This is a genomic window from Pseudomonas sp. AAC (assembly GCF_000725445.1).
Classification (GTDB): domain Bacteria; phylum Pseudomonadota; class Gammaproteobacteria; order Pseudomonadales; family Pseudomonadaceae; genus Pseudomonas; species Pseudomonas citronellolis.
In genome coordinates this window covers 328,014-354,560 of sequence record NZ_KL647096.1, presented here as the reverse complement: position 1 = coordinate 354,560, position 26,547 = coordinate 328,014, and the positions used below count along the sequence as shown (strand labels likewise).

The window sequence follows — 26,547 nt, the reverse complement described above, 5'->3', positions numbered from 1 at the left end:
CTTATGAATGTCCTGATCGTCGATGACGAACCCCTGGCGCGCGAGCGCCTGGCCCGACTGGTGGGGCAACTGGACGGCTACCGCGTCCTCGAACCCTCCGCCAGCAACGGCGAAGAAGCGCTGGCGCTGATCGACAGCCTGAAGCCGGATATCGTCCTGCTGGATATCCGCATGCCCGGCCTGGATGGGCTCCAGGTCGCCGCCAAGCTGTGCGAGCGCGAAGCCCCCCCGGCGGTGATCTTCTGCACCGCCCACGATGAATTCGCCCTGGAGGCCTTCCAGGTCAGCGCGGTCGGCTACCTGGTCAAGCCGGTGCGCGCCGAGGACCTGGCCGAGGCCCTGAAGAAAGCCTCCAGGCCCAACCGCATCCAACTGGCGGCGCTGACCAGGCCGCCGGCCGCCGGCGGCCCCGGCCCGCGCAGCCACATCAGCGCGCGGACGCGCAAGGGCATCGAGCTGATCCCCCTGGAGGACGTGATCTTCTTCATTGCCGACCACAAGTACGTGACCCTGCGCCACGCCGGCGGCGAGGTGCTGCTGGACGAGCCGCTGAAGGCGCTGGAGGACGAGTTCGGCGAGCGCTTCGTGCGCATCCACCGCAACGCCCTGGTCTCGCGCGAGCGCATCGAGCGCCTGCAACGTACTCCGCTGGGGCATTTTCAGCTTTACCTCAAGGGCCTGGACGGCGACGCCCTGACCGTGAGCCGGCGCCACGTCGCCGGCGTGCGCCGGTTGATGCATAACCTTTGAGGGCGGCAGGCTGCAGGCTATAGGCGGCAGGCTAAGAGCATGCGGCGTAGGCGGCGGCTCTGCGGGCGAAGCGCAATCCCGGGGATGGGCTGAATGCTTGCCTCGGCGTCGCAGGGGGGAAAGCCTGGGCGCCGAAGCCTGTTATCATCCTCGGCAGTCCTTTGTCCGGAATTGCCCATGTCGTCCCGCGAAATCCGCATCGCCACCCGTCAGAGCGCTTTGGCCCTGTGGCAGGCCGAGTACGTCAAGACCCGTCTGGAGCAGGCCCATCCCGGCCTGCGCGTGAGCCTGCTGCCGATGACCAGCCGCGGCGACAAGCTGCTCGATGCGCCGCTGGCGAAGATCGGCGGCAAGGGCCTGTTCGTCAAGGAGCTGGAGACCGCCCTGCTGGAGGGCGCGGCCGACATCGCCGTGCACTCCATGAAGGACGTGCCCATGGACTTCCCCGAGGGCCTGGGCCTGTACTGCATCTGCGAGCGCGAGGACCCGCGCGACGCCTTCGTCTCCAACACCTACGCCAGCCTCGCCGAGCTGCCCGCCGGCAGCGTGGTCGGCACCTCCAGCCTGCGCCGCCAGGCCCAGTTGCTGGCCAGCCGCCCGGACCTGCAGATCCGCTTCCTGCGCGGCAACGTCAACACCCGCCTGGCCAAGCTCGACGCCGGCGAATACGACGCCATCATCCTCGCCGCCGCCGGCCTGATCCGCCTCGGCTTCGAGGCGCGCATCCGCTCCAGCATCGGCGTCGAAGACAGCCTGCCGGCCGGCGGCCAGGGCGCCGTGGGCATCGAGTGCCGCAGCGCGGACGCCGAGATCCACGCGCTGCTGGCGCCGCTGCACCACGCCGACACCGCGCTGCGGGTGACCGCCGAGCGCGCCCTGAACAAGCGCCTCAACGGCGGCTGCCAGGTGCCCATCGCCTGCTACGCCGTGCGCGAGGGCGAGCAGCTGTGGCTGCGCGGCCTGGTCGGCCAGCCCGACGGCTCGCAACTGCTGCGCGCCGAAGCCCGCGCGCCCCTGGCCGAGGCCGAGGCGCTGGGCGTGCAGGTCGCCGAAGACCTGCTGGAACAGGGCGCGGCCGATATCCTCGCCGCCGTCTATGGCGAGGCCGGCCCGCAGTGAGCCACTGGCGCCTGCTGCTGACGCGGCCGCAGGACGAGTGCGCGGCCCTGGCCGCCAGCCTCGCCGAGCACGGCGTGGCCAGCGCCAGCCTGCCGCTGCTGGCTATCGAGCCGCTGGAAGAAACCCCCGAGCAGCGCAGCCTGCTGCTCGACCTGGACCGCTACTGCGCCGTGGTGGTGGTCAGCAAGCCTGCTGCGCGCCTGGGCGTGGAGCGCATCGACCGCTACTGGCCGCAGCCGCCGGCGCGCCAGGACTGGTTCGCGGTCGGCGCGGCCACCGCGGCTATCCTCGATGACTACGGCCTGCGTGTGCACCACCCGGAGAACGGCGACGACAGCGAAGCGCTGCTGGCCCTGCCGGCGCTGGCCCGCGCCCTGCAGGTGCCCGGGCCGCGGGCGCTGATCCTGCGTGGCGAAGGTGGCCGGGAATTCCTCGCCGAGCGCCTGCGCGGCCAAGGCGTGGCGGTGGATTATCTGGAACTCTACCGTCGCGTGCTGCCGGGCTACCCGGCGGGCGAGCTGGCGCGGCGGGTGCGTGACGAAGCACTGAACGGCCTGGTGGTGAGCAGCGGCCAGGGCCTGGAACACCTGCTGCGCGTGGCCGGGGAGGACTGGCCGCGCCTGGCCGGGCTACCCTTGTTCGTGCCCAGCCCGCGGGTCGCCGAACTGGCCCGGGACGCCGGTGCGCGACGCGTGATCGATTGCCGCGGGGCGAATGCCGCGGCCCTGCTGGAGGCGCTCAGGGGCGCCGACGAAGAATAATTTCCGAGCGAAGGATGGACCTGTGAGCGAAGCCGTCACTCCCCAAGACACCCCGCAAGATACCCCCGTCGAGCCGACCCCGCCCGCTCCGGCCCGGTCCGGCAACGGCCTGGCCCTGCTCGCCCTGCTGGTCGGCGTCGCCGGCCTCGGCGTCGGTGGCTGGGGGCTGTGGCAGACGCAGCAACTGCAGGCCCGCGACCAGGCCCGCGCGCAGCAGCTGGAAGAAACCCGCGGCGAGGCGCAGAGCCTGCTCAACCACAACAGCGCGCTGGACAAGCGCCTGGATGCGCTGCCCAGCGCCGACGAGCTGGAGGCCCGCCGGCGCCTGGTGGTCGAGCTGCAGGGCGACCAGCAGCACCTGGCCCAGCAGTTCAAGCAGGTCCTCGGGCAGAGCCGCCAGCAGTGGCGCCTGGCCGAGGCCGAGCACCTGATGCGCCTCGCCTCGCTGCGCCTTTCCGCGCTGCAGGACATCGACAGCGCCACGCAACTGGTGCAGGGCGCCGACGACATCCTCCGCGCGCAGAACGACCCGGGCGCCTTCGCTGCCCGCGCGCAACTGGCCAAGAGCCTCGAAGCCCTGCGCAGCCTGCCGCAGCCGGACCGCACCGGGCTGTTCCTGCAACTCGGCGCGCTGCGCGAGCAGGCCGCCCAGCTGCAACCGCTGGAGCCGAGCTTCAAGGAAGGCCCGGGCAAGGCCTCGACCACCGCCTGGGGCGACGGCAGCAGCACCCTGGACCAGTGGTGGGAACGCATCTCGCGCTACGTGCGCATCGACTTCAACGCCGGCCAGGACGTGCGCCCGCTGCTCTCCGGGCAACAGCTGACGCGCGTGCGCCTGGCCCTGAGCCTGGCCCTGGAGCAGGCGCAGTGGGCCGCGCTCAACGGGCGCCAGGAAGTCTACCAACAGGCCCTGAAGCAGGCCCGGCAGATCCTCGGCGACTTCTTCAACGCCGACCTCGCCGACAGCCGCGCCCTGGGCCTGCGCATCGACGAGCTGGCGCAGCAGCCGGTGGCCGTGCAGGTGCCCGACCTGACCCCGGCGCTGGGCGCCCTGCAGGCCTACGTGGTGCGCCGCGACCAGGCCGCCCTCGACCAGCAGCAGGCGCCCGCCGCGCCCCAGGCGGAGGGTAGCCAATGAGCCGCGTCTACCTGCTGGTCCTGGCCCTGGTGGTCGCTGCCACCCTGGTCGGCCTGGCCATCGCCGAGCAGTCGGGCTACGTGCTGATCGCCTACAAGAGCTTCCGCTACGAATCCAGCCTGTGGACCTTCCTCGCCCTGCTGGCGCTGGTCTGGCTGCTGTACCTGGCGGTGCGCCTGGTATTGCGCCTGGTCGGCGTGTCCGGGCGGGTGGTCAACCCCTGGTCGCGCTTCAACCGCCGCCGCCGCGCCGAAATGGCCGAGGAACACGGCCAGCGCGACCTCGCCGAAGGCCACTGGGCCCCGGCCCTGCGCCACCTGCGGCGCGCCGCCGAACTGAACCAGCACAGCCTGTCCAGCTACCTGGGCGCGGCCCGCGCGGCCAATGAGCTGGGGCGCTTCGACGAGTGCGACCTGTTGCTCGACCGCGCCCTGGAACGCCAGCCCGGCACGGAGCTGGCCGTGGGCCTGACGCGCGCGCAACTGCTGATCAACCGTGGCGCCTTCGAGCCGGCCCGCGCGGTGCTGGTGAAGCTGCACGAGGAACACCCGCGCCACCCCACGGTGCTGCGCCTGCTCCAGCAGCTCTACGTCAGCCTGCAGGACTGGCGCCCGTTGCTGGCCCTGCTGCCGGAGCTGCGCAAGGAGCGCGTGCTGGAGAACGCCCAGCTCAGCGACCTGGAGCGCCGCGCCTGGATCGCCGCCCTGGAAGCCGCCGGCGAGCAGGGCGTGGGGCAGGGCGAGACGGCCCTGCAGCCGCTCACCCAGACCTGGCAGAACCTGCCCGCCAACCTGCGCGCCCAGCCGCTGCTGGTCGCCGCCTATGCCCAGCAGCTGCTGCGCCTGGGCGCGCCCGAGGAGGCGGAGAAGGTCCTGCGCCAGGCCCTCAAGGAAGGCTACGACGAACGCCTGATGCTGCTCTACGGCAAGGCCCGCGGCGGCGACCCGGCGCGCCAGCTGCAGAACGCCGAGGCCTGGCTGAAGAAGTATCCCGACGACCCCGTCCTGCTCTTGTCCCTGGGCCGCCTGTGCCTGGCCGACAAGCTCTGGGGCAAGGCCCGCGACTACCTGGAGGCCAGCCTGGCCCGCCAGCACAGCGCCGAGACCTGTGCCGAGCTTGCGCGCCTGCTGGCGCACCTGGGGGAAACCGAGCGCAGCAACAGGCTGTTCCAGGAAGGCCTCGGTCTGTTCGGCGCGCCCGTAGGCAGTGCAGTCCAGTTGCCTGCGAAAGCGTAAGACGGTTCGGATGAAACGCGGCGCCCTCGGGCGCCGCTTTCGTTTGGGCTGACAGCTGCCGCCTACTTGCCGGCCTGCTTGCCGACGTAGCGGATGCGGTAGATCGCCCCGGCCATGTCGTCGCTCACCAGCAGCGACCCGTCCGCGGCCACCAGCACGTCGGCGGGGCGCCCCAGCACTTCCTCGCCGGGCTGCAGCCAGCCTTCGGCGAACAGGCTCTGGCGTTTCAGCGAGCCGTCCGCGTTCAGCTCGACGCGCACCACCCGGTAGCCCACCTTGCGGCTGCGGTTCCACGAGCCGTGCTCGGCGATGAAGACGTTGCCGCGGTACTCGGCGGGGAACTGCCCGCCGCTGTAGAAACGCATGCCCAGCGCCGCCACGTGGGCGCCGAGGCCGGCCACCGGCGCGACGAAGGCCGAGCAGGGACGCTGGGCGAACTCCGGGTCGGCGATGCGCCCGGCATGGCAGTCCGGGTAGCCGAAGTCGTCGCCGGCCTTGCCCACGCGGTTCAGCTCGTCGTCGGGCTGGTCGTCGCCGAGCAGGTCGCGGCCGTTGTCGGTGAACCACAGCCGGCCCTGGGCGTCCCAGTCGAAGCCCGCGGTGTTGCGCACGCCATAGGCCACCACTTCGCGCTGGCTGCCGCCCGGCTGCATGCGCTGCAGGTTGGCGTAGCGCTCGCGGTCCGGGCGGCAGATGTTGCAGGGCGCGCCCACCGGCACGTAGAGCTTGCCGTCGGGGCCGAAGGCGATGAACTTCCAGCCGTGGTGCGTCTCGCCGGGGAACTGCGGCGGCAGTTCCTCGGGTTTTGGCGGCGCATCCAGGTGCGTCTCGATGTCGCGCAGCACGTAGAGGCGGCTGACAGCCGAGACGTACAGATCGCCCTGGTGGAAGGCCACGCCGCTGGGCATCTTCAGGCCGCTGGCGATCACCCGCGGGCGCTGTTCGCCGGGGCGCAGGGCGTACACCTTGCCGGCCTCGCGGCTGCCGACGAAGAGCGTGCCCTCGCTGCCCAGGGCCATGGCGCGGGCGTTGGGCAGCTGGTCGCTGAGCACCTCGATGCGGAACCCTTCGGGCACCTTGAGCCGCTCCACGACCGAGGCGGCGAATGCACCGGGGAGGGGGACGAACAGCAGCGCGGCGAGTAGGATCAGCTGTCGACGCATGGTAGGAATTCCCTGATGGCTGTCCGGCCCAGTCTAGCCCGCCGCCTTGAAAGGCCCGCGGAATTTCCTCTACCGTAGCGGCCTTTCCGAAAATGCCGTGCCACTGGAGCCGCCATGAACCTGGCCAGCCCGCGTTCCCTGTTCTTCCTCGCCTTCCTCGCCTGCGCCGCCATGCTCGGCGCCGGTTTCTACCTGCAGTACGTCGTCGGCCTGGAACCCTGCCCGCTGTGCATCGTGCAGCGCATCTTCTTCGCCGGCGCCGGGCTGTTCTCGCTGATCGCCGCGCTGCATGGCCGCGGCCGGCGCATCTACTCGGTGCTGGTGCTGCTCTGCTCGCTGGGCGGGGCCGGCACCGCCGGCCGGCAGATCTGGCTGCAGACCCTGCCGCCGGACCAACTGCCGTCCTGCCTGCCGCCGCTGGACTACATGATGCAGACCATGCCCTACGCGGACATCCTCTGGACCATGTTCCACGGCTCGGCCGACTGCGCCGAGGTGACCTGGACGCTGCTCAGCCTGAGCATCCCGGAGTGGAGCCTGCTGGCCTTCGTCGGCTTCGCCCTGTTCGCCGTCTTCCAGTTTCTGCGCCGCGGCTGATCGCCGCGCGGCGGCAGAACTGTCCTACGGCGCGAAGCCAGCGCCGTCGCGGGCTGCCGATTAAACGCTCGTATGAATTTTCCCACGAAAGGTGTCTTGAAGCGGACATCCCGCGGGCATACTCTGGTCTTCCGCACCGCCGGGATTCCGCCATCAGAGCGGTAGAACGCCGGCGAGTGCCCGCATTCGACAGAGAACTGTCCCGCCGCGGAACCGCCGGGACAGGCCGAGGGAAGCGAGGACAAGATGCTCGAGAGCTGCCGCAATGCCCAGGAACGTTGGGGAGGCGTCCACCAACTGATCGACCGCTGGTTGCGTGACCGCCAGGAACTCATCCAGGCCTTCGATTCGCTATCCGGACCCCAGGCGCCCGCCGTCAATGGCGAGGGGCTGGAGAACTTCTGCCAGCGCCTGGTCGACTACGTCTCCGCCGGCCACTTCGAGGTCTACGAACAGCTGATGGACGAGGCCAAGGCCTTCGGCGATGCGCGCGGCCTGGAACTGGCCAAGCAGATCTACCCGCGCCTGGAAGCCATCACCGCGTCCGCATTGAACTTCACCGATCGCTGCGACAACGGCGATTGCCGCGAAGGCACCTGCCTCACCAACGAGTTGAAGCTGCTGTGCCAACAGCTTCACGAGCGTTTCGAACTGGAAGATTGCCTGATCGAGGTGCTGCACAACGCCCACGAACAGCGCACGGTCACCGCCTGATTCTGGCGGGCGGGAAAAGGGGCGCGGTCCTTGCGGACGCGCCCTTTTTTCATGCCCGCGAAAACCTCGTCGAGGTGGCTGAAAGCCGCGTACTACGAGGCTTACAGCCATTCGGAAAGTTCCGCCTGACGGCCTCGTGGCGGCAGTCTGTGGCGTCGTTGGCGAGGGTGTCGCTGGAGATGGCGTGCCCGCGGGCTGCTGTCCGGCCTGTGGAAAAACGGCTGCAGATTGTGCCTGGCGCGGGTTTCAGCTTTATGGGGGCGTTGGCGAGAGGGCCTGCGCGGGTCTAGTATGGGCGCAACCACGTACGCCAGGAGGCACGTCATGTCGGCCAACAAGAAACCTGTCACCACCCCTTTGCATCTGCTGCAGCAACTTTCCCACAGTCTGATCGAGCACCTGGAGACCGCTTGCAAGCAGGCCCTGGTGGACTCCGAGAAACTGCACGCCAAGCTGGAAAAGCAACGTGCCAAAGCGCAGGACAAACTGCACAAGGCACGCACCAAACTGCAGGAAGCAGGCAAGTCCGGGAAGGCCAAGGCACAAGCCAAGGCCAAGGCCGGCATCGCAGAGCTGGAAGAGGTGCTGGAAACACTGAAGGGCCGTCAGGCGGAAACCCGCGCCTACATCGCCAACCTCAAGCGTGACGTCCAGGAAAGCCTGAAGCTGGCCCAGGGCGTGAGCAAGGTGAAGGAAGCGGTCGGCAAGTCGCTGGCCACCCGCAAGCCGGTTGCCGCCGCCAAGCCTGTCGCCGCCAAGCCGGTGGTCAAGGCTGCCGCTGCCAAGCCTGCCGCCAAACCGGCCGCCAAGGCCGTTGCCGCCAAGCCGGCTGCCAAGGCTGCTGCCGCGAAGCCCGCCGCTAAACCGGCTGCCAAGGCTGCTGCTGCGAAGCCCGCCGCTAAACCGGCTGCCAAGGCTGCTGCTGCGAAGCCCGCCGCCAAGCCGGCTGCCAAGGCTGCTGCTGCGAAGCCCGCCGCTAAACCGGCTGCCAAGGCTGCTGCTGCGAAGCCCGCCGCTAAACCGGCTGCCAAGGCTGCTGCTGCGAAGCCCGCCGCCAAGCCGGCTGCTAAAACTGCTGCTGCGAAGCCCGCCGCTAAACCGGCTGCCAAAGCTGCTGCCGCGAAGCCCGCCGCCAAGCCGGCTGCCAAAGCTGCTGCTGCGAAGCCTGCCGCCAAGCCGGCTGCCAAGGCTGCTGCTGCGAAGCCTGCCGCCAAGCCGGCTGCCAAAGCTGCTGCCGCGAAGCCCGCCGCCAAACCGGCTGCCAAGCCCGCTGCTGCGAAGCCTGCTGCCAAACCGGCCGCCAAGCCCGCTGCTGCGAAGCCTGCCGCCAAACCGGCTGCCAAGCCTGCTGCTGCGAAGCCTGCCGCCAAACCGGCTGCCAAGCCTGCCGCTGCGAAGCCTGCTGCCAAACCGGCCGCCAAGCCCGCCGCTGCGAAACCCGCGGCCAAGCCTGCCGTCGCCGCCAAGCCTACAGCTCCGGCCGCTACCCCGGCTGCTCCCGCTGCCCCGGCCGCGTCGACCGCTCCGGTCGCCAGCGCCGCACCGGCTCCGGTAGCGCCGAGCGCTCCGGCCGCCACTCCGAGCAGCGCTTCCTAAGACGCCGCTCGCGAAGCCGCCGCGGTGCGCAGCTGTTGCAGCGCACCGCGGCGTGCCTTCCCCGCTTCGCCGGCGCAGCCCTGCAGCCAGGCGTCCAGTTCGCTTCCGGCCTCTTCTTCCGTCCAGTCCCGTCCCGCTTCCGCCAGCCGCTCCAGTTGCAGGCGTTCGGCGCGCAGCTCCAGCGTTTTCAGGGTTTCCCGTAGTTCTTCCAGATGGGTGTCGTCCTGCGCCCCCGCCTTCCACTGTTGGCGCAGCGTCCGCAGCGGCTTCACCACCTCGCGTTGCCAGTTGGCGGAGGCCTTCGCCAGGGTGTCCAGGCGTTGTTCGGAGCAGGCCCGGCCGCGAGCGGCGAACCAGGCCCCGGCCAGCAGCAGGCAGACGTCGGCGCCGGCTTCCTGCAGCTCCAGGCAGGCCGCCTCGACGCCCGGCTGCGCGTAGAGGTCGAGGGCAAACGACCAGATATCTTCTGTCATAGGGCTCCCACAGCGGTTGCGCGGCGAAGCTGATAAACTCCGCCGCCATGATTCGACTCCAAAATCTTACGCTACAGCGTGGCCCCCAGCGCTTGCTGGAAGGTGCCGAACTGACCTTGCATGCCGGCCAGAAAGTCGGCCTGATCGGCGCCAACGGCGCCGGCAAATCGAGCCTGTTCGCCCTGCTGCGCGGCCAACTCGGCCAGGACGCCGGCGACTGCCGGATCCCCGCCGACTGGCGCATCGCGCACATGCGCCAGGAGGTGGACACCCTCGAGCGCCAGGCCGTGGACTACGTCCTCGACGGCGACGTGCGTCTGCGCGAGATCCAGGCGCAGCTGGCCATCGCCGAGAACGCCCACGACGGCGCCGCCGTAGCGCGCCTGCACACCGAGCTGGACAACGCCGACGGCTACACCGCCGACGCGCGGGCGCGCAAGCTGCTGGCCGGCCTGGGCTTCACCGCCGAGCAGATGGAGCGCCGCGTCGGCGACTTCTCCGGTGGCTGGCGGATGCGCCTGAACCTGGCCCAGGCACTGATGTGCCCGTCCGAACTGCTGCTGCTCGACGAACCCACCAACCACCTCGACCTTGACGCCATCCTCTGGCTGGAGGAGTGGCTGAAGGGCTACCCGGGCACGCTCATCCTGATCTCCCACGACCGCGACTTCCTCGACGCCGTGGTCGACCACGTGGCGCACCTCGAACAGCGCAAGCTGACGCTCTATCGCGGCGGCTACTCGGCCTTCGAGCGCACCCGCGCCGAGCGCCTGGCGCAACAGCAGCAGGCCTACGAGAAGCAGCAGGCGCAGCGCGCCCACATGGAAAAGTACATCGCCCGCTTCCGCGCCCAGGCCACCAAGGCGCGCCAGGCGCAGAGCCGCATCAAGGCCCTGGAACGCCTGGAGGAGCTGGCCCCGGCCCACGTCGACTCGCCGTTCGACTTCGTCTTCCGCGAGTCGGACAAGATTTCCAGCCCGCTGCTGGACCTGTCCGAGGCGCGCCTGGGCTACGGCGAGAAGACGGTGCTGGAGAAGGTCAAGCTGCAACTGGTGCCCGGCGCGCGCATCGGCCTGCTGGGCCCCAACGGTGCCGGCAAGTCGACCCTGATCAAGACCCTTTCCGGCGACCTGCCGCTACTGGCCGGGCACCTGGCGCGCGGCGAGAACCTCGCCATCGGCTACTTCGCCCAGCACCAGCTCGACTCGCTGGACGCCAAGGCCAGCCCGCTGCTGCACCTGCAGCGTATCGCCCCGGGCGAGCGCGAGCAGACCCTGCGCGACTTCCTCGGCGGCTTCGATTTCCGCGGCGCGCGCTGCGACGAGCCGGTGCTGAACTTCTCCGGCGGCGAGAAAGCGCGCCTGGCGCTGGCCCTGATCGCCTGGCAGAAGCCCAACCTGCTGCTGCTCGACGAGCCGACCAACCACCTTGACCTGGAGATGCGCCTGGCCCTGACCATGGCCCTGCAGGAGTTCTCCGGGGCGGTGGTGGTGGTGTCCCACGACCGTCACCTGCTCAAGAGCACCACCGACCAGTTCCTGCTGGTGGCCGACGGCCGCGTGCAAGACTTCGACGGTGACCTCGACGACTATGCCCGCTGGCTGGTGGATTTCCGCGCGCGCCAGGCGCCGGTCGCCAATGCCGGCGCGGCGGCCGCCGAGAAGACCGACAAGCGCGCCCAGCGCCAGGCCGCCGCCGCGTTGCGCCAGCAGCTGGCGCCGCACAAGCGCGAGGCGGACAAGCTGGAGAAGGAGCTGGGCGGCATCCACGAGAAGCTCGCCGCGCTGGAGGAAAAGCTCGGCGACAGCGCCCTCTACGAGAACGCGCGCAAGGACGAACTGCGTGACCTGCTGGCCCGGCAGGCGAGCCTGAAAGCCCGCGAGGCCGAGGTCGAGGAAGCCTGGCTGGTAGCCCTGGAAACCCTGGAGAACCTCCAGGCCCAGCTCGAAGGAGCCGAGTGATGGAAGACCTGCCGCTGCTCGTCGCCTGGAGCGATCCATTGCTGCGCGGCCTGCAGATCGTCCTCATCCTGCTGCTGGCCTGGGTGCTGCAGCGCATGGTGGCGCGCGGGCTGAACCGCCTGGCGCAGCGCTACCCGATCCCCCACGAACTGCTGCTGCCGCTGCGCGGCGGCCTGCGCTGGCTGATCATGGGCTCGGCGCTGATGATGGTGCTGGAGCGCCTGGGGGTTTCCGCCCAGGTGCTGTGGACCGCGCTGACCGGCTTCGTCGCGGTCGCCGCGGTGGCCTTCTTCGCCATCTGGAGCGTGCTCTCCAACCTGTTCTGCGCGCTGCTGATCTTCACCGTCGGGCCGTTCCGCCTGGGCGACCTGGTGGAGGTCATCGAGTCGGCCGACAAGCCCGGCGTGAAGGGCCGCGTCAGCGCCATCAACCTGCTCTACACCACCCTCGAGGAAACCTTCGAGGACGGCACCAGCGCCCTGCTGCAGGTGCCCAACAGCCTGTTCTTCCAGAAGGCCATCCGGCGCTGGAAAGGGCCCGGGCTGAGCAGCGGAAGATAACAACCACAACCCCTGTTCCCACACGGATACCCACGCACTATGGAATGGCTCGCTAGCCCTGAAATCTGGGTCGCCTTTCTGACCCTGACCGCCCTGGAGATCGTCCTGGGCATCGACAACATCATCTTCATCTCCATCCTGGTCAGCCGCCTGCCGGCGGCGCAGCAGCCCAAGGCGCGGTTCTTCGGCCTGGCGCTGGCGATGGGCACGCGGATCCTCCTGCTGCTGTCGATCACCTGGGTGATGCGCCTGACCGCCGACCTCTTCGAGGTGTTCGGCCAGGGCGTTTCCGGGCGCGACCTGATCCTGTTCTTCGGCGGCCTGTTCCTGCTGTTCAAGAGCACCATGGAGATCTACCACAGCCTGGAAGGCGCCGAGGAAGGCGGGCAGGGCAGCGCCAGGAGCCGCGGCTTCATGGCGGTGATCGTGCAGATCGCGATCATCGACATCATCTTCTCCCTGGACTCGGTGATCACCGCCGTGGGCCTGGTGCAGAACGTGCCGGTGATGATCGCCGCCATCGTCATCTCGGTCGGCGTGATGATGCTCGCCGCCGGCACCATCAGCGACTTCATCGACAAGCACCCGTCGCTGAAGATGCTGGCGCTGTCGTTCCTCATCGTGGTCGGCACCGTGCTGGTGGCCGAGGCCTTCGAGGTCCACGTGCCCAAGGGCTACGTCTACTTCGCCATGGCCTTCTCGCTGGCGGTGGAAGCCCTCAACATCCGCCTGCGCGGCGCCCTGGCGCGCAAGCGCGGCGAAGAGCCGGTGAAGCTGCGCAAGGACCTGCCGAGCTGATTGGCTGGCCCCGCGCCGGGCTTCCTCCACACCTGTAGGAGCGGGCCCTGCCCGCGATTCGCGCGCAGGGCGCGCTCCTACAGGGGAATGCCGGAGTCACGGTGATGGGTATCGCTTCGCTCAACGCCATCCTACGAAAAGCCATGCTCGCTCATGCGGTAGGCGGGCCCTGCCCGCGATTCGCGCGCAGGGCGCGCTCCTACAGGGGAATGCCGGAGTCACGCCGATGGGTATCGCTTCGCTCAACGCCATCCTACGAAAAGCCATGCTCGCTCATGCGGTAAGCGGGCCCTGCCCGCGATTAGCGCGCAGGGCCCGCCTACAGGGGAATGCCGGAGTCACGCCGATGGGTATCGCTTCGCTCGACCCATCCTACGGCTCGACGCGCCCGGAAAGAGGTGCTCCGTGACCAAGCCCGAAGCGCGCCTGGGATCAAGGTCAAACGGCGGATAACCGCGAACGGTTATCCGCCCTACACGGCAACGCGCGACTCGGGCACACTGGCTACCCGTAACAAGATTTTTCGCCACGAGGTCCACCATGCTCGCCAGTACCTGGTTCGCCTTCCTCATCGCCTGCTGGGTGATCAGCCTGTCGCCCGGCGCCGGGGCCATCGCCTCGATGTCCTGTGGCCTGCAGTACGGCTTCTGGCGCGGCTACTGGAACGCCCTGGGCCTGCAGATCGGTCTGGCTCTGCAGATCGCCGTGGTCGCCGCGGGCGTCGGCGCGCTGCTGGCCACCTCGGCGCTGGCCTTCAGCGTGATCAAGTGGTTCGGCGTGGTCTACCTGGCCTACCTCGCCTGGCGCCAGTGGAGCGCCGCCCCGCAGGTGATGCAGGCCGACGCCGAGCGCCCCATCGGCCGCCCGCTGAGCCTGGTGCTGCGCGGCTTCCTGGTCAACGCCAGCAACCCCAAGGCGGTGATCTTCATGCTCGCCGTGCTGCCGCAGTTCGTCGACCCGCACCGGCCGATGGCGATGCAGTACGTGATCATGGGCGCCACCATGATCTGCGTCGACCTGATCGTCATGGCCGGCTACACCGGGCTGGCCGCGCGGGTGCTGCGCGCGCTGCGCTCGCCGCGCCAGCAACGGCTGATGAACCGCACCTTCGCCAGCCTGTTCCTCGGCGCCGCCGCGCTGCTGGCCACCGTCCGCCGCGCCCCGGTGTGAAGCCGACGGGCGCCGCCTAGGCGCCCGAATGGTGGCGGAGTAGTATTGGCGCCCTCCATTCTCATTCTTCTTTCGCCATGCGCCTTCCAAAGCTTCTCATCTGGCTGCTGCCGCTGCTTTGCGGCGCTAGCCTCACGGCCCTGGCCGACGCGCCGGTCGACCCCTCCCAGGCCCTGCACCTGCTGAGCTACCTGGCTGCCGACTACCCGCCGACGGTGAACGCCGGGCAGGTGGTCGATGCCACCGAATACAAGGAGCAACTGGAGTTCGCCGGCCAGCTGCAGGCGCTGCTGCCGGCCCTGCCGGCGCGCCCCGAGCGGGCCGACCTGGAGCGCGAGGTGGCCGGCCTGCGCCGGGCCATCGAGCAGCGCCAGCCCGGCGCCCAGGTGGCGCAGCAGGCGCGGCACCTGGAAGCGCGCCTGGCAGACGTCTACCAGGTGGTGCAGACCCCCGCCATCACCCCCGACCCGGCCCGCGGCGCCCCGCTCTACGCCCAGCAGTGCTCGATCTGCCACGGCGATGCCGGCAAGGGCGACGGCCCGGCGGGCATCGGCCTGCAGCCGCCGCCGGCCGACCTCACGGCCCGCGCGCGCCTGGACCAGCTGAGCCTCTACGACCTGCGCACGGTGATCGGCCTGGGCATCGCCGGCACCGACATGCCGGCCTTCGCCGACCAGCTGGACGAGCGCCAGCGCTGGGACCTGGCCGCCTACGTCGCCGGCCTGAGCGCCGCCGCCGCCCAGCCCGACGGCGCCCACGCCTACCCGCTGGCGAGCCTGGCCACCCAGACCCCGGCCGAAGTGGCCGCCCGTGACGGCGACGCCGCCGCGCAGAGCTTCCGCGCCCTGCGCGCGCACCCGCCGCTGGAACACCGCGGCCCGGCGCAGCTGATCGACTACACCGCCGCGACCCTGGACAAGAGCTTCGCCATCTACCGCCAGGGCGACCACGACCAGGCCTACGACCTCTCGGTAGCCGCCTACCTGGAAGGCTTCGAGCTGGTGGAAAGCTCGCTGGACAACGTCGACGCCACCCTGCGCAAGGCCACCGAGAAAGAGCTCATGGCCTATCGCCAGACGCTGCGCGACGGCCTGCCCGAAGCCCAGGTGGCGCAGCAGCTGGAGCGCGCCAAGGGCAAGCTTGGCGAAGCCGCCAAGGCGCTCAGCGGCGACTCCCTGAGCAGCACCATCAGCTTCGTCTCGGCCCTGCTGATCCTGCTGCGCGAGGGCGTGGAAGCCATCCTGGTGCTCGCCGCCATCCTCGCCTTCCTGCGCAATACCGGGCAGGAAGCTGCTACCCGCGGCGTGCACGTCGGCTGGGGCCTGGCCTTCGTCGCCGGCTTCGCCACCTGGGCGCTGGCGGCCTACGTGATCGACATCGGCGGCGCCCAGCGCGAGCTGATGGAGGGCTTCACCTCGCTGTTCGCCTGCGTGATGGTGCTCTGGCTCGGCGTGTGGATGCACGACCGCCGCCACGCCGCGGCCTGGCAGGACTACATCCGCAGCAGCCTGGTGGGCGGCGGCGGGCGCTTCGGCTTCGCCGTGCTGGCGTTCTTCTCGGTGTACCGCGAGCTGTTCGAGGTCATCCTGTTCTACGAAACCCTCTGGCTGCAGGCCGGCCCGGCCGGGCACAGCGCGGTCATCGCCGGCGCCGGCTGCGCGGTGGTGCTGCTGATCGGCCTGGCCTGGGTGATCCTGCGCGGCTCGGCGAAACTGCCGCTGAAGCTGTTCTTCACCGTTAACGCCGCGCTGCTCTGCGCGCTCTCGGTGGTGTTCGCCGGGCACGGCGTGGTGGCCCTGCAGGAAGCCGGGGTGATCGGCACCCGCCCGGTGCCCTTCTTCGACTTCGACTGGCTGGGCATCAAGGCCGACGCCTACTCGCTATCGGCCCAGGCCCTGGCGCTGCTGGCGGTGGTGGTGCTCTACGGGCGCAGCCTGCTGGCGGAAAAACGCAAGGCCGCGGCGCTGCCCTGAGGCGGTACGCGGCAAACCCCGACGGCCAGTGCGATACTGGCCGTCGTCATTTTCGGGAAACGAGTCCGATGCGTATCTGGATCGATGCCGACGCCTGCCCGCGCGCGGCGAAGGAACTGGTGGCGAAGTTCGCCCTGAAGCGCAAGCTGGAAGTGGTGCTGGTCGCCGGCCAGCCGGTGGCCAAGCCGCCGTTCGCCTGCGTCAGCCTGGTGGTGGTGCCCAGCGGCATGGACGCCGCCGACGATTACCTGGTGGAACAGGCCGAGCCGGGCGACCTGGTGATCTGCAGCGACGTGCCGCTGGCCGACCGCCTGGTGAAGAAGGGCGTGGACGCCCTGGACCCGCGCGGCCGCGAGTTCGACGCGAAGAACATGGGCGAACGCCTGGCGCTACGCAACCTGATGACCGACCTGCGCGACCAGGGGCAGATGGGCGGCGGCCAGGGGCCTTATGGCGACAAGGATCGGCAGGCTTTCGCCAATGCGCTGGATCGGTTGTTGACGCGCTTGAGCAGAAGCTAAAAGAGACGCTGGAAGCTTCCAGCTTCCAGCTCCAATCCTGCCTTACGCCAACTCCAACACCCGATCCACCAACTTGTTGATCCCGCTGGCCGCCTCGGCGATGTTCTGCGCCAGCATGTAGGCCGGGGTGGTCACCAGCTTGTGGCGGCTGTCCTCGACTATCTCGTCCACCGGGCATTCGACGTGCTTGGCGCCCATGCGGGTGAGGGCGGCGGCGGTGTCGGCGTCGCAGCCGATGGTGCATTCGATGCCCGGGCCGTAGATGCGCTCGGCCATGGCCGGGGCGATGCAGATCAGGCCCACCGGCTTGTGCGCGGCGGCGAAGGCCTTGGCCAGGGCCAGCACGTCCGACTCGACCTCGCACTGGTCGCCCTCGAAGGCGAAGTTGCACAGGTTCTTCGCCGCGCCGAAGCCGCCGGGGACGATGAGCGCGTCGAAGTCCTCGACCTTCGCCTCGCGCACGTCCTTGATCTCGCCGCGGGCGATGCGTGCGGATTCCACCAGCACGTTGCGGCTCTCCGGCATTTCCTCGCCGGTGAGGTGGTTGACCACGTGGTGCTGGGCGATGTCCGGGGCGAAGCACTGCACCTGCGCGCCGCGCTGGGACAGGCGCAGCAGGGTGATCACGCTTTCGTGGATCTCGGCGCCGTCGTAGACGCCGCAGCCGGAGAGGATGACGGCAACTTTCTTGTGCATGCAGGTACTCCTGGTTCGGGGTGGCCGGCGTGGCGACGTGCCTGTCGCCATATGCCGGCCGGGTTGTCATCGGCAGCCGTTGTACCCGGGCGCCAGAGGACTAGGATCGGTATCCATAAGCATAACGATTCGGTCGCGCCATGAACTACATCCTCTTCGCGGTGCCGTTCTTCTTCCTGCTGATCGCGCTGGAGCTGTTGGCCGACCGCTGGCGCGGCACCTCCACCTATCGCCTGAGCGACGCCCTGAACAGCCTCAGCGCCGGGGTGCTGTCCACCACCAGCGGCCTGCTGACCAAGGGCGTCGGCCTGGTCACCTACGTGTTCGCCTGGCAGCACCTGGCGCTCTTCGAGCTGTCCGCGCAAAGCGCCTGGGTCTGGGTATTCGCCTTCGTCTTCTACGACCTCTGCTACTACTGGAACCACCGCCTGGGCCACGAGCGCAGCATCCTCTGGGCGGCCCACGCGGTGCACCACCAGAGCGAGGAATACAACCTCAGCACGGCGCTGCGGCAGACCAGCACGGGCTTCCTGTTCGGCTGGATCTTCTACCTGCCGATGGCCGTGGCCGGGGTGCCGCCGCTGGTGTTCGTCAGCGTGGCGGCGCTTAACCTGCTCTACCAGTTCTGGGTGCACACCCGGCACATTCCCAAGCTGGGCTGGTTCGAATGGTTCTTCGTCAGCCCGTCGAACCACCGCGTGCACCATGCGCAGAACCCCGTCTACATGGACCGTAACTATGGTGGCGTGTTCATCCTCTGGGACCGCCTGTTCAGCACCTTCCAGGAAGAGCTGGACGAGGAACCGGTGGTGTTCGGCGTGACCGTGCCGCTGGCCAGCTGGAACCCGCTGTGGGCCAACCTGCAGGTCTACGCCGCGCTGTGGAACGACGCGCGGCGGGCGGGCAGTTGGTGGGACAAGCTGCGCATCTGGTTCATGCGCACCGGCTGGCGCCCGGCCGACGTGGCGGCGCGCTACCCGCTGCAGAAGACCGACCTGGCCACCTTCCGCAAGTTCGAGGTGCCGCTGTCCCGCGGCCGGCAGTGGTACGCCACCGTGCAGTTCGCCGGCTACGTGATCGGCGGCACTTTGCTGCTGGGGCTGGGGGAGGGCTGGCCGCTGCCGGCGCTGCTGCTGGGCTGGGCGTGGATGGCCTGCGGCCTGTTCGTCATCGGCGCCTGGCTGGAGAACCGCGCCTGGGCGCTGCGGCTGGAAGGGCTGCGCCTATTGCTGAACCTGCCCTGGGTGGCAATCACCGCCGCAGCGGCCGGCCTGGCGCTGCCGGGATGGGCGTTGGCGCTGCTGGGCGCCCATGCCGCCCTCAGCCTGCTTGCGTTGTGGGGCCTGCGCCACGAGGGGCGGCAGGCGCAGCCGGCCTGATCAGTTGCCGTTGCGGCTGTTCTTGATGCGCCGGTGCAGCCACAGCAGCAGGCCGATGGCGAGCAGCCCGCCGAGGACCATGAGTTCGTACTTCTTGATGTTGCCCAGCACGCCTTCGAGCACGCTGCCGAAGTAGTACGCCGCCGAGCCGAGCGCGCTGGCCCAGACGATGGCGCCCAGGCCGTTGAGCAGCAGGTAGCGGCCCGGCGGGTAGCCGGACAGGCCGATGGCCACCGGCATCACGGTGCGCAGGCCGTAGACGAAGCGGAAGCTCAGCACCCACAGGTCCGGGCGTCGCCGCACGTGCTCCAGGGCGCGGTCGCCGAGCTTCTGCCAGCGCGGCTTGCGCGCCAGCAGCTTGCGCCCGTGGCGGCGGCCGAGGAAGTACCAGAGCTGGTCGCCCGCGTAGCTGCCGAGGAAGGCCACGGCGATCACGTATTCGAGCTGCATGTAGCCGCGGAAAGCAAGGAAGCCGGCCAGCACCAGAATGGTCTCGCCCTCGAAGAAGGTGCCGAGGAACAGGGCCACATAGCCGAAATCCTGCAGGAATTGTTGGAGCATTATCGAGGCAACGCAGCAAAATGAACGCGCAGCCTAACGCGGTTGTCGTCCGGGGGGAAGGCACCTGCTGGCGGCTTGCTGGCCTTTGCATGGCCCGGACCGCCTACTTTGGTCGTATGCTGCGGTTTCGGGTCCCTGCGACCGGTTGCCGCGACCCCGGGTCACTGTTACCCCTTGTTACCAATCGGTCATAATCCCCGACTATAACTGTCACACTGTGCCTGTCGTCAGGGCCCTGGAGTACGCCGTGAGCTTCATTTCCGCCGAACGCGCCTTCCCCTTCACCCGCCTGCGCCGCAACCGCCGCGACGAGTTCTCCCGTCGCCTGGTGCGCGAGAACGTGCTGAGCGTCGACGACCTCATCCTTCCGGTGTTCGTCCTCGACGGCAAGAACCAGCGCGAGGCCATCGCCTCGATGCCGGGCGTCGAGCGCCTGTCCATCGACCTGCTGCTGGAGGAAGCCGAGCAACTGGTGGAGCTGGGCATCCCGGCGCTGGCGCTGTTCCCGGTCACGCCGCTGGAGAAGAAGTCCCTCGATGGCGCCGAGGCCTACAACCCCGAGGGCATCGCCCAGCGCGCCACCCGCGCCCTGCGCGAGCGCTTCCCGGAGCTGGGCATCATCACCGACGTGGCCCTGGACCCGTTCACCATCCATGGCCAGGACGGCATCCTCGACGAGAACGGCTACGTGATGAACGACGAGTCGGTGGACGTACTGGTCAAGCAGGCGCTGTCCCACGCCGAGGCCGGCGCCCAGGTGGTGGCTCCCTCGGACATGATGGACGGCCGCATCGGCGCCATCCGCGAGGCGCTGGAATCCACCGGGCACATCAACACCCGGATCATGGCCTACTCGGCCAAGTACGCCAGCGCCTACTACGGCCCGTTCCGCGACGCGGTCGGCTCCGCCGCCAACCTCGGCAAGGGCAGCAAGGCCACCTACCAGATGGACCCGGGCAACAGCGACGAGGCGCTGCACGAGATCGCCGCCGACCTCGCCGAAGGCGCCGACATGATCATGGTCAAGCCGGGCATGCCCTACCTGGACATCGTCCGCCGGGCCAAGGACGAATTCCGCGCGCCGACCTTCGTCTACCAGGTCAGCGGCGAATACGCGATGCACATGGCGGCCATCGAGAATGGCTGGCTCAGCGAGGCGGTGATTCTCGAATCGCTGCTGGCCTTCAAGCGCGCCGGCGCCGATGGCATCCTGACCTACTTCGCCAAACGTGCGGCAGAACAACTGAAAAGGGGGCGCTGACGCCCCCGCGACGAGACTTGCGATGAATACCGAAGGCCAGAACGCTACCGACCTGATCGAAACCGAAGTGACTGTCAGCGAGACCCTGGAGACCGTCGAGGTCCCCGTGGTCGCCGAACCCCCCGTGGAGGCGCCCGCCGCCCCGGCGGTGGCGGTGAACGTCGACGACAGCGCCCTCTACATTCATCGCGAGCTGTCGCAGCTGCAGTTCAACATCCGCGTGCTGGAGCAGGCGCTGGACGAGTCCTACCCGCTGCTCGAACGCCTGAAGTTCCTGCTGATCTTCTCCAGCAACCTCGACGAGTTCTTCGAGATCCGCGTCGCCGGCCTGAAGAAGCAGATCACCTTCGCCCGCGAGCAGGCCGGCGCCGACGGCCTGCTGCCGCACCAGGCCCTGGCGCGGATCAGCGAGCAGGTGCACGAGCAGGTCTCCCGCCAGTACGCCATCCTCAACGACATCCTGCTGCCGGAGCTGGCCAAGCACGGCGTGCGCTTCATCCGCCGGCGCTACTGGACGCCGAAGATCAAGGCCTGGGTGCGGCGCTTCTTCCGCGACGAGATCGCCCCGATCATCACCCCCATCGGCCTCGACCCGACCCACCCGTTCCCGCTGCTGGTGAACAAGAGCCTGAACTTCGTGGTCGAGCTGGAGGGGATGGACGCCTTCGGCCGCGACTCGGGCCTTGCGATCATCCCGGCGCCGCGCTCGCTGCCGCGGATCATCCGCCTGCCCGAGGACGTGGCCGGGGAGGGCGACAACTACGTGTTCCTCTCCTCGATGATCCACGCCCACGCCGACGACCTGTTCTCCGGCATGAAGGTCAAGGGCTGCTACCAGTTCCGCCTGACGCGCAACGCCGACCTCTCGGTAGACGCCGAGGACGTCGAGGACCTGGCCCGCGCGCTGCGCGGCGAGCTGTTCTCGCGGCGCTACGGCGACGCCGTGCGCCTGGAGGTGGTGGACACCTGCCCGGCGCACCTGTCCAACTACCTGCTCAAGCAGTTCGGCCTGGCCGAGAGCGAGCTGTACAAGGTCAGCGGCCCGGTCAACCTGACCCGCCTGTTCAGCGTCACCGGCCTGGCCAGCCATCCGGAGCTGCAGTACCCGCCGTTCACCCCGACCATTCCGAAGCTGCTGCAGAAGAAGGAGAACATGTTCGGCGTGCTGGCCAAGCTGGACGTGCTGCTGATGCACCCCTTCGAGTCCTTCACCCCGGTGGTCGACCTGCTGCGCCAGGCCGCCAAGGACCCGAACGTACTGGCCATCAAGCAGACCCTGTACCGTTCCGGCGCCAACTCGGAAATCGTCGACGCCCTGGTGGAGGCGGCGCGCAACGGCAAGGAGGTCACCGCGGTGATCGAGCTGCGCGCGCGCTTCGACGAGGAGTCCAACCTGCAGCTGGCCAGCCGCCTGCAGCAGGCCGGCGCGGTGGTGATCTACGGCGTGGTCGGCTTCAAGACCCACGCCAAGATGATGCTCATCCTCCGCCGCGAGGACGGCGAGCTGCGCCGCTACGCGCACCTGGGCACCGGCAACTACCACGCCGGCAACGCCCGCCTGTACACCGACTACAGCCTGCTCACCGCCGACGTGGCGCTGTGCGAGGACCTGCACAAGCTGTTCAACCAGCTGATCGGCATGGGCAAGACGCTGCGCATGAAGAAGCTGCTGCACGCGCCCTTCACGCTGAAGAAGAACCTGCTGGAGATGATCAACCGCGAGGCGGCCCAGGCCGCCGAAGGCAAGCCGGCGCACATCATGGCCAAGGTCAACTCGCTGACCGACCCGAAGGTCATCCGCGCGCTGTACAAGGCCAGCCAGGCGGGGGTGAAGATCGACCTGGTGGTGCGCGGCATGTGCTGCCTGCGCCCGGGCGTGCCGGGGGTGTCGCACAACATCCAGGTGCGCTCGATCATCGGCCGCTTCCTCGAACACAGCCGCATCTACTACTTCTTGAACGGCGGCGACGAGAAGCTCTACCTCTCCAGCGCCGACTGGATGGAGCGCAACCTCGACATGCGCGTGGAGACCTGCTTCCCGGTGGAAGGCAAGAAGCTGGTGCAGCGGGTGAAGAAGGAGCTGGAGCTGTACCTGGCCGACAACACCCAGGCCTGGGTGCTGCAGGCCGACGGCAGCTACCAGCGCCTGAACCCCACCGGCAACCAGAACCCGCGCAACGCCCAGGCCATGCTGCTGGAGCGCCTGTGCACGCCGGTGATCAACGGACGCTGAGCCGCCCTGGTCCCGAAAGCCCCGCCGCGCAAGCGCCGGGGCTTTTTCATGGGCTCATCGCTCCTACAGGGGAATGGTGTGGGTGGGGCAGCGTGGGAGCGGATCTCATCCGCGAATCGCGCCGGGGGTTGTGGCTATCGCGGAGAAGCTCCGCTCCTACGGTCGAGGTTGGTGCGGCTTCTTGTAGGAGCGGGCCCTGCCCGCGATTCGCGCGCAGGGGAATGGTGGGGGTGGGGCCGTGGCCGTCGTAGGATGGGTTGAGCGAAGCGATACCCATCACCAGCACCGCATGGGTTTCGCAGGCTCAACCCATCCTCCGAAGAGCGCCTCGGCGCAGTCGGCTCCCTCAGCTCACGCTCAACTGGTACCCCACGCGCTGCAGCCAGCCGGCTTCCTGTTCGAAGTCGGCCTGGGTCAGCGGGTTGGCTTCCAGCCAACCCTTGGGGAAGCGCACTTCCAGGCTCTTCGAACCCACCTTGAGGGTGACGTCCGGCATTTCCTGGGTGCCGCGGATGTGGTGGAAGAGGATGGCGAAGCGCAGCACGATGCACAGGCGGATCAGCTTGTCGCCCTCAGGGCCCAGCTCGGCGAAGCGGTCCGCCGGGATGTTGCGGCGATGGCCGCGCACCAGCAGCGCCAGCACCTGCTGGTCCTCGCGGGAGAAGCCGGCCAGGTCCGAGTGCTCGATCAGGTAGGCGCCGTGCTTGTGATAGTGGTAGTGGGCGATGTCCAGGCCCAGCTCGTGGGTGCGCGCGGCCCAGCCGAGCAGTTCGCGGTGCCAGTCGTCCTGCAGGCTCCAGGGCTCGGCCACCTGCTCCAGCGCCTGGAGGGCCTTGGCCTCGACGCGGGCGGCCTGGTCGAGGTCGACGTGGTAGCGCTCGATCAGCGCGCTGATGGTGCGCTCGCGCACGTCTTCATGGTGATGACGGCCGAGCAGGTCGTAGAGCACGCCTTCGCGCAGGGCGCCTTCGGAGTGCTGCATCTGCTTGAGCTCCAGCGCGTCGAACAGCGCTTCGACGATGGCCAGGCCGGCCGGGAAGATCGGCCGGCGGTCCGGCTTGATGCCGTCCAGGTCGAGCTTGTCCACGTCGCCCAGTTTCAGCACCTTGCGCTTGAGCCAGGCCAGGCCGTCGGGGTTGATCTCGCCGTTGCCGTGGCCGCCGGCCTGGATCGCCAGGCACACCGCGCGGATGGTGCCGGAGGCGCCCAGGGCCTCGTCCCAGCCCAGGCGGCGCAGGCTGTTCTCGATGCCCATCAGCTCCAGGCGCGCCGAGGTGTAGGCCTGGGCGTAGCGGGCCGGGGTGATCTTGCCGTCCTTGAAGTAGCGCTGGGTGTAGCTGACGCAGCCCATCTGCAGGCTCTCGCGCAGCTGCGACTCGAAGCGCTGGCCGATGATGAACTCGGTGCTGCCGCCGCCGATGTCGGCCACCAGGCGGCGCCCGGTGGTGTCCGGCAGGGTGTGCGAGACGCCCAGGTAGATCAGGCGCGCTTCCTCGCGGCCGGAGATGACTTCCACCGGATGACCGAGGATTTCCTCGGCGCGGCGGGTGAATTCGTTGCGGTTGCGCGCCTCGCGCAGGGCGTTGGTGCCGACCACCCGCACCGAGCCCGGCGGCATGCCGTTGATCAGCTGGGCGAAGCGCCGCAGGCAGTCCAGGCCGCGCTGCATGGCCTCTTCGTTGAGCAGGCGGTCCTCGCCGATGCCGGCGGCCAGCTGGACCTTCTCGCCGAGCCGCTCGAGGATGCGGATCTCGCCATGATCGGCCTTGGCCAGGACCATGTGGAAGCTGTTGGAACCCAGGTCCAGGGCGGCGATCAGCGGGAAGGTCTTGGCGGGGGTATGGGGCATGGTGCGAAGGTCCGTTTGTTAACCCCGCCATCCTGCCACGATAGCCCTCCGGTGCCAACGAACGCCGGGCCTTCGATCGGTTTCGCCGCTGCCTGCGATAGCGACACTCAATCGCCTGCGCCTTTCGGAAGGCGGCCAAGGCGGGCTATGATGGGCCCACTTTTTTTCGCATCCGATTCCCACGGAGAGATTTCATGAGCGAACATATCGTCAGCGTTACCGATGCCAGCTTCGAGCAGGACGTGCTGAAGGCCGATGGTCCTGTGCTGGTGGACTACTGGGCCGAGTGGTGCGGTCCGTGCAAGATGATCGCGCCGGTACTGGACGAGATCGCCAAGGACTATCAGGGCAAGCTGAAAGTCTGCAAGCTGAACATCGACGAGAACCAGGAAACCCCGCCGAAGTACGGCGTGCGCGGTATCCCGACGCTGATGCTGTTCAAGGGCGGCAACGTCGAGGCCACCAAGGTCGGCGCCCTGTCCAAGTCGCAACTGGCGGCCTTCCTCGACAGCAACATCTGAGTCGCGGCAGCCCCCGGAAAAGCCCCGCACGACGCGGGGCTTTTTTCATTCCGTCCCCTAGACGCCCCTTGGCGCGGGTGTTACATTCGGGCCTGCAACGTTGTTTTACGTTGTCCCCTGCAAGCCGTCGCCGACGCACTTCCTATTCGAATTTCCAAGCGATCCTGTCGTCACTCTGCGGCACGGCATTAACGAGCTCACATGCTTGTTTCCCCTTTCCTCATATCTATCTAACACCTCCTTCTTATGAATCTGACCGAACTCAAGCAAAAGCCGATTACCGAATTGCTGGAAATGTCCGATGCCATGGGCCTGGAAAACATGGCCCGTTCGCGCAAGCAGGACATCATCTTCGCGCTGCTGAAGAAGCACGCGAAGAGCGGCGAGGAAATCTCCGGTGACGGCGTGCTGGAGATTCTCCAGGACGGCTTCGGCTTCCTGCGCTCCGCCGACTCCTCGTATCTGGCCGGCCCGGACGACATCTACGTCTCGCCCAGCCAGATCCGCCGCTTCAACCTGCGCACCGGGGACACCATCGTCGGCAAGATTCGCCCGCCGAAGGAAGGTGAGCGCTACTTCGCCCTGCTCAAGGTCGATTCGATCAACTTCGATCGTCCGGAGAACGCGAAGAACAAGATCCTGTTCGAGAACCTGACGCCGCTGTTCCCGACCAAGCGCCTGACCATGGAAGCCGGAAACGGCTCCACCGAGGACCTCACCGGCCGGGTGATCGACCTCTGCTCGCCGATCGGCAAGGGCCAGCGCGGCCTGATCGTCGCACCGCCGAAAGCGGGCAAGACCATCATGCTGCAGAACATCGCGGCCAACATCGCCCGCAACAATCCCGAGTGCCACCTGATCGTCCTGCTGATCGACGAGCGCCCGGAAGAAGTGACCGAGATGCAGCGCACCGTGCGCGGCGAAGTGGTCGCCTCCACCTTCGACGAACCGCCGACCCGCCACGTGCAGGTCGCCGAGATGGTGATCGAGAAGGCCAAGCGCCTGGTCGAGCACAAGAAGGACGTGATCATCCTGCTCGACTCCATCACCCGCCTGGCGCGTGCCTACAACACCGTGATCCCCAGCTCCGGCAAGGTGCTCACCGGTGGTGTCGACGCCCACGCCCTGGAGAAGCCCAAGCGCTTCTTCGGCGCCGCGCGCAACATCGAGGAAGGCGGCTCGCTGACCATCCTCGCCACCGCGCTGATCGAGACCGGCTCGAAGATGGACGAGGTGATCTACGAGGAATTCAAGGGTACCGGCAACTCGGAACTCATCCTCGACCGCCGCATCTCCGAGAAGCGCGTGTTCCCGGCGATCAACATCAACCGCTCGGGCACCCGTCGCGAAGAGTTGCTGACCGGCGAGGAAGAGCTGCAGCGCATGTGGATCCTGCGCAAGATCCTGCACCCGATGGACGAGATCGCCGCCGTCGAGTTCCTGCTGGACAAGCTCAAGCAGACCAAGACCAACGACGAGTTCTTCGACTCGATGAAGCGCAGCAAGTAAGCGCCGCTG

At 68.5% G+C, this 26,547-nt stretch carries 24 protein-coding genes; 19 read left to right on the top strand and 5 right to left on the bottom strand.

The annotated features are described in order from the left end of the window. Nucleotides 1-3: 3 nt before the first annotated feature. From algR to FG99_RS11425, 5 genes are all read left to right on the top strand, one after another. Entirely contained in the window at nt 4-750 is a 747-nt protein-coding gene (algR, locus tag FG99_RS11445; protein WP_043269670.1) for an alginate biosynthesis regulator AlgR, read from the top strand. 177 nt (nt 751-927) lie between these two features. Continuing rightward, entirely contained in the window at nt 928-1,869 is a 942-nt protein-coding gene (hemC, locus tag FG99_RS11440) for a hydroxymethylbilane synthase (protein WP_043269669.1), read from the top strand. Beyond that, nucleotides 1,866-2,630 (top strand): uroporphyrinogen-III synthase, encoded by a 765-nt coding sequence (locus FG99_RS11435; protein ID WP_043269668.1) that lies wholly within the window; start codon nt 1,866-1,868, stop codon nt 2,628-2,630. Before hemC ends, FG99_RS11435 begins: the two co-directional genes overlap by 4 nt. Before the next feature lie 22 nt (nt 2,631-2,652). Further along, nucleotides 2,653-3,768 carry a uroporphyrinogen-III C-methyltransferase gene (locus FG99_RS11430; protein WP_043269667.1) on the top strand — a complete coding sequence of 372 codons (1,116 nt, stop codon included), beginning with the start codon at nt 2,653-2,655 and terminating at the stop codon, nt 3,766-3,768. Beyond that, entirely contained in the window at nt 3,765-5,003 is a 1,239-nt protein-coding gene (locus FG99_RS11425) for a heme biosynthesis HemY N-terminal domain-containing protein (protein WP_043269666.1), read from the top strand. Before FG99_RS11430 ends, FG99_RS11425 begins: the two co-directional genes overlap by 4 nt. A gap of 62 nt (nt 5,004-5,065) precedes the next feature. On the opposite strand, the gene FG99_RS11420 is transcribed toward FG99_RS11425, so the two are convergent. Then, nucleotides 5,066-6,166 (bottom strand): PQQ-dependent sugar dehydrogenase, encoded by a 1,101-nt coding sequence (locus FG99_RS11420; RefSeq protein WP_051878782.1) that lies wholly within the window; start codon nt 6,164-6,166, stop codon nt 5,066-5,068. Nucleotides 6,167-6,280: 114 nt separating this feature from the next. On the opposite strand from FG99_RS11420, the gene FG99_RS11415 reads away from it, so the two are divergent. The 3 genes from FG99_RS11415 to FG99_RS11405 all read left to right on the top strand — a co-directional run bounded on the left by FG99_RS11415 (nt 6,281) and on the right by FG99_RS11405 (nt 9,073). Then, entirely contained in the window at nt 6,281-6,763 is a 483-nt protein-coding gene (locus FG99_RS11415; protein WP_043269662.1) for a disulfide bond formation protein B, read from the top strand. 246 nt (nt 6,764-7,009) lie between these two features. After that, nucleotides 7,010-7,477, top strand: coding sequence for an Rsd/AlgQ family anti-sigma factor (locus FG99_RS11410; RefSeq protein ID WP_009615050.1), 468 nt, complete (start codon nt 7,010-7,012; stop codon nt 7,475-7,477). Nucleotides 7,478-7,801: 324 nt separating this feature from the next. Beyond that, nucleotides 7,802-9,073: an AlgP family protein gene (locus tag FG99_RS11405; RefSeq protein ID WP_043269659.1), complete on the top strand. Its 1,272-nt coding sequence runs from the start codon at nt 7,802-7,804 to the stop codon at nt 9,071-9,073. On the opposite strand, the gene FG99_RS11400 is transcribed toward FG99_RS11405, so the two are convergent. Further along, nucleotides 9,070-9,546, bottom strand: a complete 477-nt coding sequence (locus tag FG99_RS11400; protein ID WP_043269657.1) for a TIGR02444 family protein — start codon at nt 9,544-9,546, stop codon at nt 9,070-9,072. The two genes, FG99_RS11405 and FG99_RS11400, sit on opposite strands and share 4 nt — an antisense overlap. A 47-nt stretch (nt 9,547-9,593) precedes the next feature. Between FG99_RS11400 and FG99_RS11395 the strand changes: the two genes are divergently transcribed. The 6 genes from FG99_RS11395 to FG99_RS11370 all read left to right on the top strand — a co-directional run bounded on the left by FG99_RS11395 (nt 9,594) and on the right by FG99_RS11370 (nt 16,529). Then, on the top strand, nt 9,594-11,507 hold the full coding sequence (locus FG99_RS11395; RefSeq protein ID WP_043269655.1) for an ATP-binding cassette domain-containing protein: 1,914 nt from the start codon (nt 9,594-9,596) through the stop codon (nt 11,505-11,507). After that, the gene (locus tag FG99_RS11390) at nt 11,507-12,067 is read left to right on the top strand and encodes a mechanosensitive ion channel family protein (RefSeq protein WP_043269653.1); all 561 of its coding nucleotides are present in this window, start codon (nt 11,507-11,509) and stop codon (nt 12,065-12,067) included. The genes FG99_RS11395 and FG99_RS11390 overlap by 1 nt, the downstream gene beginning before the upstream one ends. 39 nt (nt 12,068-12,106) lie before the next feature. Continuing rightward, the gene (locus tag FG99_RS11385) at nt 12,107-12,865 is read left to right on the top strand and encodes a TerC family protein (RefSeq protein ID WP_043269651.1); all 759 of its coding nucleotides are present in this window, start codon (nt 12,107-12,109) and stop codon (nt 12,863-12,865) included. A gap of 540 nt (nt 12,866-13,405) precedes the next feature. Then, the gene (locus FG99_RS11380) at nt 13,406-14,035 is read left to right on the top strand and encodes a LysE family transporter (RefSeq protein WP_009615056.1); all 630 of its coding nucleotides are present in this window, start codon (nt 13,406-13,408) and stop codon (nt 14,033-14,035) included. A 77-nt stretch (nt 14,036-14,112) separates the two neighbouring features. After that, entirely contained in the window at nt 14,113-16,008 is a 1,896-nt protein-coding gene (locus tag FG99_RS11375; RefSeq protein ID WP_043269649.1) for a cytochrome c/FTR1 family iron permease, read from the top strand. 68 nt (nt 16,009-16,076) lie between these two features. After that, nucleotides 16,077-16,529, top strand: coding sequence for a YaiI/YqxD family protein (locus tag FG99_RS11370; protein WP_043269647.1), 453 nt, complete (start codon nt 16,077-16,079; stop codon nt 16,527-16,529). 42 nt (nt 16,530-16,571) lie between these two features. Here the strand turns inward: FG99_RS11370 and elbB are convergent, their stop codons facing one another. After that, nucleotides 16,572-17,225, bottom strand: coding sequence for an isoprenoid biosynthesis glyoxalase ElbB (gene elbB / locus FG99_RS11365; protein WP_043269645.1), 654 nt, complete (start codon nt 17,223-17,225; stop codon nt 16,572-16,574). 140 nt (nt 17,226-17,365) lie between these two features. Here elbB and FG99_RS11360 point away from each other — a divergent pair, with 140 nt between their 5' ends. Beyond that, the gene (locus FG99_RS11360) at nt 17,366-18,604 is read left to right on the top strand and encodes a sterol desaturase family protein (protein ID WP_043269643.1); all 1,239 of its coding nucleotides are present in this window, start codon (nt 17,366-17,368) and stop codon (nt 18,602-18,604) included. Here the strand turns inward: FG99_RS11360 and FG99_RS11355 are convergent, their stop codons facing one another. Beyond that, nucleotides 18,605-19,168: a DedA family protein gene (locus FG99_RS11355; RefSeq protein WP_099049022.1), complete on the bottom strand. Its 564-nt coding sequence runs from the start codon at nt 19,166-19,168 to the stop codon at nt 18,605-18,607. A gap of 244 nt (nt 19,169-19,412) precedes the next feature. On the opposite strand from FG99_RS11355, the gene hemB reads away from it, so the two are divergent. Next, nucleotides 19,413-20,426, top strand: coding sequence for a porphobilinogen synthase (hemB, locus tag FG99_RS11350; protein ID WP_043269641.1), 1,014 nt, complete (start codon nt 19,413-19,415; stop codon nt 20,424-20,426). Nucleotides 20,427-20,448: 22 nt separating this feature from the next. Then, nucleotides 20,449-22,659, top strand: a complete 2,211-nt coding sequence (gene ppk1 / locus FG99_RS11345; RefSeq protein WP_043269639.1) for a polyphosphate kinase 1 — start codon at nt 20,449-20,451, stop codon at nt 22,657-22,659. A gap of 346 nt (nt 22,660-23,005) precedes the next feature. Here ppk1 and ppx read toward each other — a convergent pair whose 3' ends face one another. Then, nucleotides 23,006-24,508, bottom strand: coding sequence for an exopolyphosphatase (gene ppx / locus FG99_RS11340; RefSeq protein WP_009615068.1), 1,503 nt, complete (start codon nt 24,506-24,508; stop codon nt 23,006-23,008). A 194-nt stretch (nt 24,509-24,702) separates the two neighbouring features. Here ppx and trxA point away from each other — a divergent pair, with 194 nt between their 5' ends. Both trxA and rho read left to right on the top strand, forming a co-directional pair. Further along, nucleotides 24,703-25,029, top strand: a complete 327-nt coding sequence (gene trxA / locus FG99_RS11335; protein WP_009615069.1) for a thioredoxin TrxA — start codon at nt 24,703-24,705, stop codon at nt 25,027-25,029. 246 nt (nt 25,030-25,275) lie between these two features. Then, nucleotides 25,276-26,538, top strand: coding sequence for a transcription termination factor Rho (gene rho, locus FG99_RS11330; protein ID WP_009615070.1), 1,263 nt, complete (start codon nt 25,276-25,278; stop codon nt 26,536-26,538). Nucleotides 26,539-26,547: the final 9 nt, after the last annotated feature.

Coding starts and splice junctions, on each gene's coding strand:
- algR (WP_043269670.1), top strand. CDS start 4: ATGAATGTCCTGATCGTCGATGACGAACCCCTGGCGCGCGAGCGCCTG.
- hemC (WP_043269669.1), top strand. CDS start 928: ATGTCGTCCCGCGAAATCCGCATCGCCACCCGTCAGAGCGCTTTGGCC.
- FG99_RS11425 (WP_043269666.1), top strand. CDS start 3,765: ATGAGCCGCGTCTACCTGCTGGTCCTGGCCCTGGTGGTCGCTGCCACC.
- FG99_RS11420 (WP_051878782.1), bottom strand. CDS start 6,166: ATGCGTCGACAGCTGATCCTACTCGCCGCGCTGCTGTTCGTCCCCCTC.
- FG99_RS11415 (WP_043269662.1), top strand. CDS start 6,281: ATGAACCTGGCCAGCCCGCGTTCCCTGTTCTTCCTCGCCTTCCTCGCC.
- FG99_RS11410 (WP_009615050.1), top strand. CDS start 7,010: ATGCTCGAGAGCTGCCGCAATGCCCAGGAACGTTGGGGAGGCGTCCAC.
- FG99_RS11405 (WP_043269659.1), top strand. CDS start 7,802: ATGTCGGCCAACAAGAAACCTGTCACCACCCCTTTGCATCTGCTGCAG.
- FG99_RS11400 (WP_043269657.1), bottom strand. CDS start 9,546: ATGACAGAAGATATCTGGTCGTTTGCCCTCGACCTCTACGCGCAGCCG.
- FG99_RS11395 (WP_043269655.1), top strand. CDS start 9,594: ATGATTCGACTCCAAAATCTTACGCTACAGCGTGGCCCCCAGCGCTTG.
- FG99_RS11390 (WP_043269653.1), top strand. CDS start 11,507: ATGGAAGACCTGCCGCTGCTCGTCGCCTGGAGCGATCCATTGCTGCGC.
- FG99_RS11385 (WP_043269651.1), top strand. CDS start 12,107: ATGGAATGGCTCGCTAGCCCTGAAATCTGGGTCGCCTTTCTGACCCTG.
- FG99_RS11380 (WP_009615056.1), top strand. CDS start 13,406: ATGCTCGCCAGTACCTGGTTCGCCTTCCTCATCGCCTGCTGGGTGATC.
- FG99_RS11375 (WP_043269649.1), top strand. CDS start 14,113: ATGCGCCTTCCAAAGCTTCTCATCTGGCTGCTGCCGCTGCTTTGCGGC.
- FG99_RS11370 (WP_043269647.1), top strand. CDS start 16,077: ATGCGTATCTGGATCGATGCCGACGCCTGCCCGCGCGCGGCGAAGGAA.
- elbB (WP_043269645.1), bottom strand. CDS start 17,225: ATGCACAAGAAAGTTGCCGTCATCCTCTCCGGCTGCGGCGTCTACGAC.
- FG99_RS11360 (WP_043269643.1), top strand. CDS start 17,366: ATGAACTACATCCTCTTCGCGGTGCCGTTCTTCTTCCTGCTGATCGCG.
- ppk1 (WP_043269639.1), top strand. CDS start 20,449: ATGAATACCGAAGGCCAGAACGCTACCGACCTGATCGAAACCGAAGTG.
- ppx (WP_009615068.1), bottom strand. CDS start 24,508: ATGCCCCATACCCCCGCCAAGACCTTCCCGCTGATCGCCGCCCTGGAC.
- trxA (WP_009615069.1), top strand. CDS start 24,703: ATGAGCGAACATATCGTCAGCGTTACCGATGCCAGCTTCGAGCAGGAC.
- rho (WP_009615070.1), top strand. CDS start 25,276: ATGAATCTGACCGAACTCAAGCAAAAGCCGATTACCGAATTGCTGGAA.